Origin of the sequence: Anatilimnocola floriformis (assembly GCF_024256385.1) — a bacterium.
In the GTDB taxonomy this organism is placed as follows: Bacteria; Planctomycetota; Planctomycetia; order Pirellulales; family Pirellulaceae; genus Anatilimnocola; species Anatilimnocola floriformis.
Genome location: NZ_JAMLFW010000001.1, coordinates 3,152,681 through 3,165,300 on the forward strand (window position 1 = coordinate 3,152,681; position 12,620 = coordinate 3,165,300).

Consider the following 12,620-nt stretch of genomic DNA (forward strand, 5'->3'; position numbering starts at 1 on the left):
GGGGCTCTTTATTCTAAACGAGGTGAGGTAACCAAAGTAAAGACGACTACTTCTTCGCCGGTCACGGTACTGATGTCGTGGTGCATGCTCCGAACTTTTACACCCGTAACCTCGTGGACCAGTGATTCCAACATCGGGCGAGCCAATTCGACCAGTTGCTTCCGTGTCTGTTTGATGAGATCACGGCCTTTCTCTGGAGATGCTTTGCCGAGTTGCCGCTCGGCTAATGTCAACGTCCCTTGGATGCGCACAACCAAGAGATCTTTGATGAAGTGGGAGTGGATCCGCTCCGCCCGCAACCCCATGTACTCCTCTTGAAATCCAAGAATGCCTTCGCAGATCGCGGCCTGACTTTCTGCCAGTGTCAAAGCTTTCGATTCACGCTCAGACCTAATTCGCCTGGCTTCGCCGATCAGCAGGCGGGATTGAGTTTCGGGGGTTCCTCTTCCACTTCGGAGATTTAGCGACTGCCGCGAAGATACGACCTTTAATCCGTCCAAGACGCCTTCGACGTCATTTAGTGAAACCGGCTTGGCGAGTACAGCATCGAACCCGGCCTTCTTTGCCATAGCTCGGTGTCCGATGTCGGCATGTCCGGTGATTGCAACGATCTTCGTACGAGCAAATGCCGGAATCTCGCGAAAGCGACTCGCAAGAACGCAACCGTCCATATCCGGCATGGCGAGGTCGACAAGCATCAGATCAGGCCGAAATGCCGTGGCAACATCGAGCGCCTGACTCCCGCCGTAGGTCACATGAACTTGGTTGCCGAAGGCTTCTACCAACAAGCCCAGGGCATCGGCCCCGTCTCGGTTGTCATCAACGATCAGTACCCGTAATGTTGACTCGGACGGTGTCATCAGATCGCTTTCTCCGGGACAGTCGCCAGAATTTCTTTGACCTTCATGAAGTCGGCAGGTTTGACCAGATGGTGATTGAACCCGGCGTCGCCAGAGCGCCGCAGGTCTGCCACATTTCCATAGCCGGTCATGGCGACCAAAACGATGTTCTTGAGCGCGGGTTGTTCACGGATTCGCTTGGCGACTTCATACCCATCGAGGTCCGGCAACCCGATGTCCAAAAGCACAACATGCGGTCGGTAATCGAGGGTGGCCTGCAAAGCGGTTGGGCCGTCGTATGCCAATTGCACATCATGTCCCGTCGCTTCCAGCAGCAACCCCAAAGATTGTGCCGAGTCCAGATTGTCGTCCACGACCAACACTCGCAAAGCTGCCCCGTGCGATCCGGGTACGATGTGTTTGGGCGATGTCGGTGAGATTGGAAGAGTCGCCATGATCGGGAGATGGACGACAAACTCGCTTCCTTTTCCCAGTTTGCTTTCAACCTCGATTTTGCCATCGTGCATTTCGACTAGCCGTTGCACCAAGCAGAGGCCGATGCCCAAGCCGCCTTGTGAGCGATCTAGGGATCGTTCGGCCTGCGTGAAAAGATCAAAGATACGCGGGAGGAGTTCGGGGGCGATCCCAACGCCCGAATCTCGCACCCGCAGCACCGCCTCATTTCCTTCTTGCTGAACAGCAATCGCAATTGTCCCACAGTCAGCCGTGTATTTGGCGGCATTTGTCAGCAAATTGACAACGACTTGTTCGAGTCGAGTGGGGTCGGCGTAGACCCAAATGGGCTGTGATGAAAGGGAAACCTTAAGTTCATGATGGTGCTGATCCATCAGAGGGCGGGTCGTCTCGACCCCGCGTTCAACAACTCCATTCAGTCCGACTCGTTCGAGTTGAAGGTGGATTCTTCCCGTATTGATTCGAGAGACTTCCATCAGGTCATCGATGAGCCGGGCCAGTTGTCCCACTTGGCGTTCAATGATGGTGCGAGCCTGATGCTGGAGCTTGTTTTCATGCTTCTGAAGGCTAAGGAGTTGCACGGCGTTGGTAATTGGGGCCAGCGGGTTGCGAAGTTCATGACTGAGCATCGCCAGGAACTCGTCTTTGCGACGATGCAAGTCTTCTAAAACCGCCGCCTGCTCCTGCATTTGTTTTTCTAACTTGCTGCGTTCGGTGATGTCGCGAATGTTGCACTGGATAACTCTGTGGTGGTCTTCTCGGTAGGCGTTGGCGACGACTTCGACCTCGACCCGCAGCCCTTGGCTGGTTTCCAGCGGAAGATGTTCGTAACGAATGTAGCCCTTGTCTTGCAGGGTTCGCACGGCGGCTTCGTTGGCTGCTTTGTCGCTGAATAGGCCGATCTCCCACAGTTCTTTGCCCAAGAAATGTTCGTGTGAATACCCCAGTAGTTCGCTCATGAACGGGTTGGCGTCCGTGATTCTCCCGGTAAGCGTATCAAGTATGAGAATGCCGTCTTTAGCCGTCTCGAATAGTCGCCGATAACGAACTTCGGAATCCTGCATCATTGCTTCAATTCGGCTGCGTTCTGTCACATCTCGCACAATGCTGGCGACCAAGATACCGTCGTGATCGAAAATGGGGCTGAGACTGACTTCCACAGGAAATTCAGAACCATTCTTCCGCAGCCCCCACAGCTTCAAGCCCGAACCCATTGGCCGTGTCGTGGGATTTGCCAAGTAGCTGGCACGCTGCTCGCGGTGCTTAACCCTGAACCTTTCGGGCAACAAAATTTCAACTGCCTGCCCCAGCAATTCATCTCGGCTACGACCGAACATCCTTTCGGCCTGCCCATTCACTCGCACGATCTTGCCTCCCTGATCGGCAATAACCACGGCATCAGGGGCCGCTTCGAGAAAACTGCTGAACTGTCGCTGGGCCTGCCTGCCACGGAGTAAGGAGTTGATCGAGGACAGCAACTCGACCGCTTCCACCGGATGCGTCAGGTAAGCTTCATCTCCTCGTTCCCAATGTCCGGCAAACTCACCACTCTCAACAGGGCCATCCGACAGATGCAAAACAGGGATGGCTGAGGTCGAGGCATGGGCCTTCAGGCGGCAGCAAACCTCGAAACCACTCATGTCTGGCAGATGGAGATCAAGGATGATGATGTCGGGGATTTCCGTTGCAACGCGAAGCCCTTCAGCACCGTTCGATGCGTCTCGGATTTTGAAGCCCGCTTTTCGGAGGGGCTGGTCAAGCGCGTACCGCCTCCCTTCGTCGGCAATGACGATCAGCGCCGTAAGTGGTGAGGCATTAGGCAAGGAATTTCTCGTTTCGATCAGTGCGAGTCCTTCGGGCTGCTCTTGCGGCACTTGGTCGTAACCGCCGTCGCTCCGTCTTCTGCCAGTTGATGAGCCTTCTTAATCGAACGAAAAAAGCCGATGTGGTCGCCCCCGCAGGGTAATCGACCACATCGGCTTATTCACTGACGGGCCACCCAGCTTGAGCGGGTCTGCCCTTCATTTAATCTTCCGAAGAAAACGCCATTCTACCGATTTCGGCGGACTTAACCAGGGTAACGCAATGCGGAGGTGAGAGGACTTGGTGGCGCGATGTGCGGCTCGGCCGTTCGCCGTGCTCCAGCCGAATAGAAAGATCGACCCGCGACATTCAGCCGAAAAGGCTCCGATCCAAAGACGACCGCAAAACCACTAGCCAGCTACGAATCAATATTGTTGTTGCCTAAGGGTAGCGCAAATAGAACCTGCGATTCCATAGTCGCCACCCAGGGCGTCCGATGATTCGCGCGGTATCACTCCGCTGTTCGCTGATTCTCGCTAAGCTCGTAGCCGATGTTTTGGATGCGGCTGAGAACCGTACACTGATCCTTTCGCGTTCGCTGGTATTGCGAGCGCAAATTGTAGGTGAAGCACTACGGTTTGCGGGTACACCAATTGGTCGTGTGCCACACGAGGCATTTGCGGTCGACGCCCCAACCCCACGGTGTCCAGATCGGACGGGTGTCGCAGAAGTGGCGTTGCTCCAGTGTCGGTTCGGACTTCCCTTTGTTGTAGCCGGCGTCGAGCAAGATCGTGTGCTTGGGATCATGTTCAGCGTAACGTCAAGCAAGCCTTTGCGATTTGCGGAGCCGTGGCAAATCCGTGGCAGGCGTGGCACAGCTAAGCCACTTTTAGTACAATGCAGGGACAACGTCTGACCGGGCGGATTTCGGCCGGAAAAGACGCAGGAATCACGCAAAGCAGCGGGAAAGTCCTAGAAAAGCCGAAGTGGCGGAATGGCAGACGCGCTGGATTCAAAACCCAGTTTTGCTTGGGAATGAATCTGAGCAACAACTTCTCATCTCAGTCGACCCCGATGGCCGTCCATAGTGGATCCTGGTAATGCTTGCCCCACTCACGACCATAGTGGGCAAACGCCACCTGGGGCGTGTTACCCATCAATTCTGCCAAGGTTTCGATCGTGCATCCTGCACCGTTGTTCCAATATCCCGACAGAAGGCGATGAGCGAAAGTATGGCGGCATGAGTAGCACGAATACGTATTTCGAAGCGGATCACTATCCCAACCAAGCGAACGCTTGATCTTCAGGAATCTCGCCACTCCAGTTACCTTCTTCCACACGTTGCCCTGCGCATTGGGGAACAGAATTGCTTCTTGATCTCCAGTTTTAAGCCGACTTGCCAGCAATTTCGAAACTGCCGAACTAATCGGAATTTTTCGGGTCTTCCGTGTTTTGGAAGAATACACTCGCCAAAGCATTGCGCCTCTCTGGACTTCGACGTTCCGAACTCGCAGTCCCGCGAGTTCGCAAAACGGCCGAAGCCCGGTGTGCAGAGCTGCGAACAAAAAGTTTCGAAAGGGTCCGTCGGTCGCACCATACATGGCCTGCTCGTCAGCGGGGCTGAGCGAATGCAAACGTGGCCGTGGACTAGGCTTTGAGAAGCCCCGCAACGGATTTCGAATACCGTAGCTTTCCCTAGCGAATTCAAACGCCGCGAGCACTGTGGTGATGTTGTTGCGACGTGTCACAGGCGAGCGCCAAGTCGGGTGTGACTCAAGCCAGTGTTCCAGATGAGCTTTCTGCACTTCGATGACCGGCAGAGCGCCACAATAACTTGCCAGATCGTTCAGAATGCGGCGCGCTTGATCACGGTGTTCGGCGCAAACATGGTTGCCAAGAAATCGTTCTGCGCAGTGCTCGATGTAATCGGAACAGAGCTTTCCCACGAGCAAAACTTCTGACTGTTCAATTTGCTTTTCCGGCGCGGGTTTCCAATCCGATATTGCTTTTAGTCGAGCTAGAGCCAGTTCCGCTGCTTGCTTGTTGGACTTCCCCTTGATTCGCCGGCCTGACGAGTCAAGCAAGGCTTCACGGCGCTTTGTGCCAGGTGGCGTGAAATACCAGCTGTCTGTCTGCCGCCAGTGCCACGCAGAACCGTGCGCTCGGCGACGTGTTTGTTTTTGGGTCGTATTATTTCCTTTCTTGTTAGCAGTCATGCATCCACCTTCTTTCGAAGCTTGACCGCCGATGGCTTCCGGCTGCTCGTTGCCTTGGGTTGTTCGCCAATGGCAGCCCACAGCGGAGCCTGATAATGTTGACCCCATTCTCGGCCGTAGTGATCAAACGCCACTTTCGGAGTATCACCAATCAGCTCGGCAACCGTCTCGATCGAACAACCCACGCCGTTCGTCCAATAACCAGAAAGCATGCGATGTACGAAGGTGTGACGGCAGCTATAGCACGTGTACTTTCCTCGCACAGGGTCGCCGTACCAGCCCAGCTTTTTTCGCAGATTCAAAAAGCGAACGACGCCGGCAGTTCGTTGCCAAGGATTCCCCTTAGTGTTCCGAAAAAGCGGCCGGCCGGAGCCGGCAGGTGCATCTTTGATCAGCTGCTGGACCAGTTTGGCGACCTCAGGCCGCACGGGAATCTTGCGAGTCTTCTTCGTTTTGCTGGAGTAGACTCGCCACATCATGCCCCTTGGCGTCTGTTCGACGTGTTCAGCTTTCACTTGGGCAAGTTCGCAAAAGGGCCTGAGGCCCGTGTGCAACGCGGCAAACAGGAAGTTGCGAAACTGCGGTTCGAGGTTAGCGTAAATGATCTGCTCGTCAGCGGGGCTGATCGACTGCAGGCGAGGTTTCGGCGTCGGCTTCTTGAGGCCCTTTAGTGGATTGGCGACGCCAAACATTTCTTCGGCCCGATTGAGGGCTGCCAGAACGACAGACAACACGCCTCGATGGGTCTCCGTACTGCGCCAAGACGAGTGCGTTTCAATCCAGGTCGTGATGTGCCCCTTCTTGAGCTGCGAAAGAGGCAAGGCGCCGCAGTACGCACAAAGGTCGTTGAGCCACGACTTCGTACTGCGTAAGTGCCCGGCCGTAGTAGTCCCTTTGGGAACTCCCCGTTCGCAATACTGGATGTAGTCGGAGCACACGCGGGCAACAAGCCATTCCGCTTCGGGAGTGAAACCCGGGTCGTTATCTGCGATCCCCACCTTAACCTTCGCCAACGCCCGTTCGGCTTCGAGTTTCTTTGCCAGGCCTTTGATCCGCCCGCCCTGCTCGTCGAACAAAGCCATTCGCTTCTTTGTCCCTGGTAACGTGTAGTACCAGGCATCCGTCTGCTTCCAGTGCCAGACGGAACCATGCTGCTGTCGCCGCACCTTTCGCTTTCGCCCCATAAGTCCGTCCTTCCTTTCTGCTTGATTGACCGCAGGTTCTTCGGCCGCGATATTGATCGCTGGCCGAACGCGTCGCCCGCGAGCCGCCAGCGCGGCTGCGATATCACTCACCGTTCCACTCGATACTTTATGCGTTTACTACACAGATTAGCTACACTGATCATTGCCACCGCCACCATGGATGCGGCATTTTCCGCTGAAAACGCCGACGAATCTAAGAAAACGGGCCGTGTACCTAATATAGTCTTTATACTTGCCGACGATCTCGGTTACGGTGATTTGGGTTGCTATGGGTCGCCAACAATCCGCACGCCGCACCTCGACCGCATGGCCGCGGAAGGGTTGCGGTTCACTGATTTCTATTCCGCTGCGGAAGTTTGTACTCCCAGTCGGGCTGCGTTGCTGACGGGACGTTATCCGATTCGCAACGGCATGTGCGGAGACCGACGCGTGCTGTTTCCCAACTCGAAGGGAGGACTCCCAGCGGCGGAAATTACGCTGGCGGAGGCCTTACGCGAGAAAGGCCACGCTTCGGCGCACATCGGCAAGTGGCATCTCGGCATCCATGAAGGCTCGCGGCCGCTTGACCAGGGGTTCCAGAGCAGCTTTGGTTTACCTTATTCCAATGATATGGACGCGCGGCCAGGTTTGCCGCGCGGTGCAACCGGTTCGCCTACGCCGCCCGTCGACGCTGGGATGTGCCGTTGATGCGTGATGGCAAGGTGATCGAGCAACCGGCCGAACAAACGATGCTCACGCAACGCTACACCGAAGAGGCCGTGAAGTTCATTCAAGAGAAGAAGGCAGCACCCTTCTTTTTGTACTTCGCCCACACCTTTCCCCACGTGCCGATGTTCGCCTCGTCGGACTTCAAAGGCAAGAGTCGCGCAGGCATCTATGGCGATGCAGTCGAGGAACTCGACTGGAGTGTCGGCCAGGTGCTGGGCGCCTTACGCAGCGAAGGGCTTGCCGAGCGCACGCTGGTTGTCTTCTCCAGCGACAATGGACCTTGGCTCATCATGGGAGATCAGGGAGGCAGCGCCGGCCTGCTGCGCGATGGCAAAGGGAGCACGTGGGAAGGTGGCATGCGCGTCCCTGGCATCATGTGGATGCCAGGACGAATTCGTCCCGGCGTTTCCAATCAATTGGCGGGCACGTTGGATTTGTTTCCCACGGCACTCGCTCTCGCCGGCGCAGCCCTGCCGGAGGGCGTGACGGTAGATGGAACCAATCTCGCCCCGGTCCTCTTCGAGAAGAAGGAATTGCCGGCACGGCCGTACTTCTATTACCGAGGCGTTCAGCTTTTCGCCTGTCGCATTGGCGAGTGGAAGGTCCATTTCAAAACTCAAACGGGCTACGGAGCCGCTCAGCCCGAGTCCCATGACCCGCCGCTGCTCTTTCATCTGGGTCGCGATCCGTCGGAAAAACGAAATGTGGCTGCAGAAAATCCTGCTGTGCTCGCGGAAATCCAACAGGCGGTGAAAACGCACGAGGCCAGCGTCGTGCCTGGTGAGTCTCAGTTGAAATGACTCCCTGACATCACGTCATCTAGGGCGCAGCCCACCGGACTGCGTTTTCAATGACGGTCAGATTTTCCGCTTGCCGGTAGACGGGATAAGTCTCGTGTCCAGGCCGAAAGTAGAAGACGCGACCTTGCTTGACCTGCCAAACGCACCCACTGCGAAATTTCTCACCCTTGTCCCAGCGTTCCTCGAAGATCACAGCATCCGGCGTGGGAACGTGAAATGGCTCGTCGTACATTTCCGTTTGCGGTATTTCCCACTTCACCGGCAGACCCTTGGCGATGGGATGATCCTGCAACAGCGAGGTGACGTGACTCGGCGCGCCGTCCGCGCGCCAGGAGGGAAAAACGCAAGCGGGCGGGGTTAGTCGCCACACACCATCGACTTTTTCCAGCGATGGGGTCAACTTAGCATCACGATTGACCAGGTTGCGCTTGAGGGGCGCGGAGAAGTCAAACTTGGCAGTTGCTCGTTCTGCCTCGGGAATCTGCTTGGGTGCGTCCGCCTTGGAGCGTTCGTACATCAATCGCATGAACGGCTCGGCAAAGTGGGCCGAGTGTAGTGCGATGAAGCCGAGTTTGCCGTCGAGTACGCGTTGAACGACCGCGTCGACCCGTTCGTTCTTGATTTCGCCATGCTTGCGGTGGCCCCACCAGACGATGACGTCTGTGGCGTCGAGCGTGGCAGCATCCAGTCCTTGTTCGGGCGAATTGAGATTCACCGATAAAGCCCGGATGCCAGGGCGTTTCCCATGATGATCCGCCAACGCGTTGCCGAGAAAGTTCTCATACGCTTTGGCTTGTTCGGGCTGTTGCTCGTCCCAAACGAGCAACCGAACCGGCTTGGGCGATTGGGCCCGAGTCGGTCCCAGAACTCCGAAAAACAGCGTCAGGGATAACAGACATCGAATGATCATTTGATCCATGATGATTACCGCAGGCAGAGGAGGAACTCGGAGCTACTTCTTCTTGGTCGCCGGTCTGGGCGGGGCGGTCGGATCTTCGGTAGGGCTACCATGCCAACGGGGCGCAATGTTCTTGGCATTCCATTGCTCCCAGTCCCGGCTGAGCTGGGCAACCAATTCAGGCTCTTTTTCCGCCTGATCAGTTTGCTCACCAACGTCGCTGCTGAGATCAAACAGCTGCCAGCCGCTATTCTTCTTGGCGTCGTGATCTCTCCAGTCCACCAACTTCCATTGCCCACGACGAACCGCTTTCTGAGGACCGAATCGCCAGTAGAGTGAGTCGTGTGGCAAGGTCTTGGCCTCCTCTCGCAGGAACGGCAGCAAGTTGACGCCGTCCAAATCGGCCGGTGAAGGCGCTCCGGCCAGTTCGAGGGCCGTGGGTAAAACGTCCAGCGTAATAACCGGATGGTCGTACACCTTTCCAGCAGGTAATTTGCTGGGCCAAGAGACGAAGAAAGGTACTCGGATGCCTCCTTCGAGAGTTTGCCCCTTGTCGCCGCGCAGCGGACTGTTCACGCCCGTGTTGTAAGCGAAGTAGGGCTTACGGCCCGAGCCGCCGTTGTCGCTAAAGAAAACGATCAATGTATCCTTCGACCGACCACTTTTTTCGAGATGAGCGGTGATGCGGCCGATGGCATCATCGAGTCCCAGCAGCAGCGAAAGATAACCGCGTCGAGCTGGATCGGTCACTTCGGCGGGGATGCGCTCTTTGTGCTTGTCGACGATCTCCAGTGGTGTGTGAACTGCGTTGTAGGCCAGGTAGAGGAACCAGGGCTTCTCGGCGTGGCGATCCATGAAACCAAGGGCCTCGTCGGTGAATAAGTCGGTGGTGTAACCATCGAGCTTCTGTACCTCACGCCCGCGATAGATCAAGTCATGCGAATGAGCACTGCCAAACACCGGCTTCGCGTCTTTGTGCAACAGGAAGTTATGCCCGCCGACCAAGAAGCCGAAGTAATCGTCGAAACCGCGTGACTGAGGATGATGGGCGTGGTCGAAGCCCTGATGCCACTTTCCGATCAAGCTGGTCGCGTAACCAGCTGCACGTAGATGATCCGCGATCGTGCGTTGGTCAAGGGGCAAGCCGAGCTTGGCTTCCTCACCGACGTGCGGATTGAACTCGTGACCGAAACGAGTTTGATACCGCCCGGTAAGGAACCCGGCGCGGCTGGGGCTGCAATAAGGACTTGAAACGTAACCGCTTGTGCAGCGGACGCCCGAAGCCGCGAGGGCGTCGATGTTCGGCGTCGGCACGGACTTACCGCCGTGCACGCTGATGTCTGCGTACCCCAGATCATCCGCGACGATCACGAGGATGTTTGGCTTATTGGCTGCGGCTGCGGCGCTGATCGAGAGGCTAATCGTAATGAGCACGGCAAGGAGTCGAGACATGCAATTTACCCGTCTTGGAAAGTCCGTCGCGCCGCCCAATGATACTGGCAACCTGCCCACTCGGCGTTGCCCACGATCATACTGTGAGCTAGCGGAGTTTACTTGAGCCGAGATGAATCAAGCAAAGGAGATCACATTGACGGACCGCGCCCGCTGGATAGGCCTCGTCATCTTCATCGCCATCTGCCTCGGTGCGGCGGCTCTCGGGGCCATCGCCACCACGCCGGAAATTGAGGGCTGGTATCGAACGATCGAGAAGCCTTCCTGGAATCCACCCGATTGGATCTTCGGGCCCGTCTGGACCACGCTCTTCATCCTGATGGGAGCGGCTGCTTGGCTCGTCTGGAGACCGGCTGGTTTCGCGGCTGCTGCGATGCCACTGACGCTTTTTGCGGTCCAACTCGTGCTGAACATCGCCTGGTCCTGGATCTTCTTTGGCCTTCATCAGCCCGGGTTGGCTTTCGCAGAGATCGTGCTCCTATGGCTAGCGATCGCGGCGACGACGGCTACATTCTTTCTGTCATCGCAAGTCGCCGGTTGGCTGATGACGCCGTACCTGGCCTGGGTCAGCTTTGCAGCCGTGCTGAACTTCGCGATTTGGCGAATGAACTCCTGAAAGGAGAAACGTCGATGCACACAGACTCGAAAGTATTCAGGCGCCAAGCTATTCGCATCTGTGTCGCCATGATGCCCGTTCTCGCATGGTTGAGTGGGTACTCGGTTGCGCACGCTGAGCTGAGGTTTGCCGGGATCTTCAGCGATCACATGGTATTGCAGCGGGAACGATCCATCCCGGTTTGGGGCTGGGCCGACAAGGGCCGAGTGGTCACGGTTCAGTTCGCCGGCCAAAGTGTTTCCGCGAAAGTGAACGACGACGGTACATGGCAAGCGATCCTCAAGCCGTTGGCAGCGAGTGACGAATCCCGGAAACTTGTTGCAGCCTGCGATAGCGAGACCGTGGTCGTCGCCGACGCCGTTGTGGGAGATATTTGGCACGCGAGCGGCCAATCCAATATGGCCATGAACGTCCAGGCAGTTGCCAAGCACTTTTCGAAGGCTGAAGCGGACATGGCAGCCGCGGAGCTCCCCACCATTCGCTTCCGGCGAATCGACGAGTCGGAATCCGCTATGCCACGGAAAGATATTCCTATCAAGGCCGGTTGGTCTGTTTGCTCGCCGAATACGGTTGGCGGCTTCTCAGCGGCCGCGTTCTACTTCGCGAGAAAATTGCAGGGGGAACTGGACGTTCCGATCGGCATCGTCGATACGTCGCGCGGCGGAACTCCGATCGAACCGTTCATCCCCCGCGCCCCGTTCAATGCCCATCCCACACTCCTACGCGAGTTGGAATTGGGAGACCAAGAAGATCTGCTCGGCATCTGGAAGCTGCCGGGCGGCGTTCGAGCCCGCGATGCGAATTGGCTGCCCGGACGGCTATTTCATTCGCGGCTTGCACCGATTATCCGGTTCGCGGCGCGCGGCGCTATCTGGTATCAGGGGGAATCAAACTGTGGCGATGGCGAAGATCCGCGCGACTACCGGCACAAGATGCGGGCACTGATCACCGGCTGGCGAACCGAATTGGGGAACGATGCTCTTCCTTTCTACTTCGTCCAGCTTCCCGGCAGCGGCGCTCGGGCCGGTTGGCCCTATCTTCGTGAACAACAGCGTCTGAGCTTGGGTCTGCCGCACACAGGAATGGCGGTGACCATTGACCTATTTCACGAAGACATTCACCCGCCGAACAAGTTCGATGTCGGGGAGCGACTCGCCCGGTTGGCTCTGGCCGATGAATACGGACGAAAGGTACCTTACAGCGGACCGCTGTTTGAGCGTGTGGAAATCGCGGATGGCCGGGCCGTTGTGTTCTTCACGCACGCGGAGAGCGGTCTCATAACGGCGATCAAGGACGGCCTGGCGGAACCCAAGGAAGATCGGGCGATCTCGCTGACGCACTTCGAATTGGCGGACCAGGCAGGAACCTGGCATCGAGCCGACGCGACGATTGACGGCGCGACAGTCATCGTCCGCAACGAGCGTCTGCCACGCCCCGCAGCCGTGCGTTACGCTTACGCAATCAATCCGCAACAGTGCCGCCTCTATAACCGTGACGGACTACCCGCAGCGCCGTTCTGTTCGCATCCGGAACTTCTCAAGTTTGAACCGGATTTGCCGCGAGAATAGCCGCTTACCATTCGGTTGCTCAGGCCGAGTTCGATGTTCAA

The 12,620-nt window shown here is 56.9% G+C and carries 10 protein-coding genes; 4 read left to right on the forward strand and 6 right to left on the reverse strand.

Translation table 11 applies throughout. The annotated features are described in order from the left end of the window. Window positions 1-8 precede the first annotated feature (8 nt). The 4 genes from M9Q49_RS12145 to M9Q49_RS12160 all read right to left on the reverse strand — a co-directional run bounded on the left by M9Q49_RS12145 (window position 9) and on the right by M9Q49_RS12160 (window position 6,516). Complete coding sequence (locus tag M9Q49_RS12145; protein ID WP_254509012.1) at window positions 9-860, reverse strand: Na-translocating system protein MpsC family protein; 852 nt, start codon at window positions 858-860, stop codon at window positions 9-11. Then, the gene (locus tag M9Q49_RS12150) at window positions 860-3,136 is read right to left on the reverse strand and encodes a hybrid sensor histidine kinase/response regulator (RefSeq protein ID WP_254509013.1); all 2,277 of its coding nucleotides are present in this window, start codon (window positions 3,134-3,136) and stop codon (window positions 860-862) included. The genes M9Q49_RS12145 and M9Q49_RS12150 overlap by 1 nt, the downstream gene beginning before the upstream one ends. Before the next feature lie 1,041 nt (window positions 3,137-4,177). Then, entirely contained in the window at window positions 4,178-5,332 is a 1,155-nt protein-coding gene (locus M9Q49_RS12155) for a tyrosine-type recombinase/integrase (RefSeq protein WP_254509014.1), read from the reverse strand. Next, complete coding sequence (locus M9Q49_RS12160) at window positions 5,329-6,516, reverse strand: tyrosine-type recombinase/integrase (protein WP_254509015.1); 1,188 nt, start codon at window positions 6,514-6,516, stop codon at window positions 5,329-5,331. The genes M9Q49_RS12155 and M9Q49_RS12160 overlap by 4 nt, the downstream gene beginning before the upstream one ends. On the opposite strand from M9Q49_RS12160, the gene M9Q49_RS12165 reads away from it, so the two are divergent. Beyond that, complete coding sequence (locus tag M9Q49_RS12165) at window positions 6,481-7,224, forward strand: sulfatase-like hydrolase/transferase (protein ID WP_254509016.1); 744 nt, start codon at window positions 6,481-6,483, stop codon at window positions 7,222-7,224. The two genes, M9Q49_RS12160 and M9Q49_RS12165, sit on opposite strands and share 36 nt — an antisense overlap. Then, window positions 7,224-8,045, forward strand: a complete 822-nt coding sequence (locus tag M9Q49_RS12170; protein WP_254509017.1) for a sulfatase-like hydrolase/transferase — start codon at window positions 7,224-7,226, stop codon at window positions 8,043-8,045. The genes M9Q49_RS12165 and M9Q49_RS12170 overlap by 1 nt, the downstream gene beginning before the upstream one ends. A 19-nt stretch (window positions 8,046-8,064) precedes the next feature. Here the strand turns inward: M9Q49_RS12170 and M9Q49_RS12175 are convergent, their stop codons facing one another. Continuing rightward, the gene (locus M9Q49_RS12175; RefSeq protein ID WP_254509018.1) at window positions 8,065-8,964 is read right to left on the reverse strand and encodes a ThuA domain-containing protein; all 900 of its coding nucleotides are present in this window, start codon (window positions 8,962-8,964) and stop codon (window positions 8,065-8,067) included. Window positions 8,965-8,997: 33 nt separating this feature from the next. After that, the gene (locus tag M9Q49_RS12180) at window positions 8,998-10,395 is read right to left on the reverse strand and encodes a sulfatase family protein (RefSeq protein WP_254509019.1); all 1,398 of its coding nucleotides are present in this window, start codon (window positions 10,393-10,395) and stop codon (window positions 8,998-9,000) included. A gap of 136 nt (window positions 10,396-10,531) precedes the next feature. Here M9Q49_RS12180 and M9Q49_RS12185 point away from each other — a divergent pair, with 136 nt between their 5' ends. Beyond that, entirely contained in the window at window positions 10,532-11,011 is a 480-nt protein-coding gene (locus M9Q49_RS12185) for a TspO/MBR family protein (RefSeq protein ID WP_254509020.1), read from the forward strand. Further along, the gene (locus M9Q49_RS12190; protein WP_254509021.1) at window positions 10,993-12,579 is read left to right on the forward strand and encodes a sialate O-acetylesterase; all 1,587 of its coding nucleotides are present in this window, start codon (window positions 10,993-10,995) and stop codon (window positions 12,577-12,579) included. The genes M9Q49_RS12185 and M9Q49_RS12190 overlap by 19 nt, the downstream gene beginning before the upstream one ends. The last annotated feature ends 41 nt before the right edge of the window (window positions 12,580-12,620 follow it).

Bases quoted from the DNA above. Each gene is read 5' to 3' on its own strand.
- M9Q49_RS12165 (WP_254509016.1), top strand. From the start codon at position 6,481: ATGCTGCTGTCGCCGCACCTTTCGCTTTCGCCCCATAAGTCCGTCCTT.
- M9Q49_RS12175 (WP_254509018.1), bottom strand. From the start codon at position 8,964: ATGGATCAAATGATCATTCGATGTCTGTTATCCCTGACGCTGTTTTTC.
- M9Q49_RS12155 (WP_254509014.1), bottom strand. From the start codon at position 5,332: ATGACTGCTAACAAGAAAGGAAATAATACGACCCAAAAACAAACACGT.
- M9Q49_RS12170 (WP_254509017.1), top strand. From the start codon at position 7,224: ATGCGTGATGGCAAGGTGATCGAGCAACCGGCCGAACAAACGATGCTC.
- M9Q49_RS12160 (WP_254509015.1), bottom strand. From the start codon at position 6,516: ATGGGGCGAAAGCGAAAGGTGCGGCGACAGCAGCATGGTTCCGTCTGG.
- M9Q49_RS12145 (WP_254509012.1), bottom strand. From the start codon at position 860: ATGACACCGTCCGAGTCAACATTACGGGTACTGATCGTTGATGACAAC.
- M9Q49_RS12180 (WP_254509019.1), bottom strand. From the start codon at position 10,395: ATGTCTCGACTCCTTGCCGTGCTCATTACGATTAGCCTCTCGATCAGC.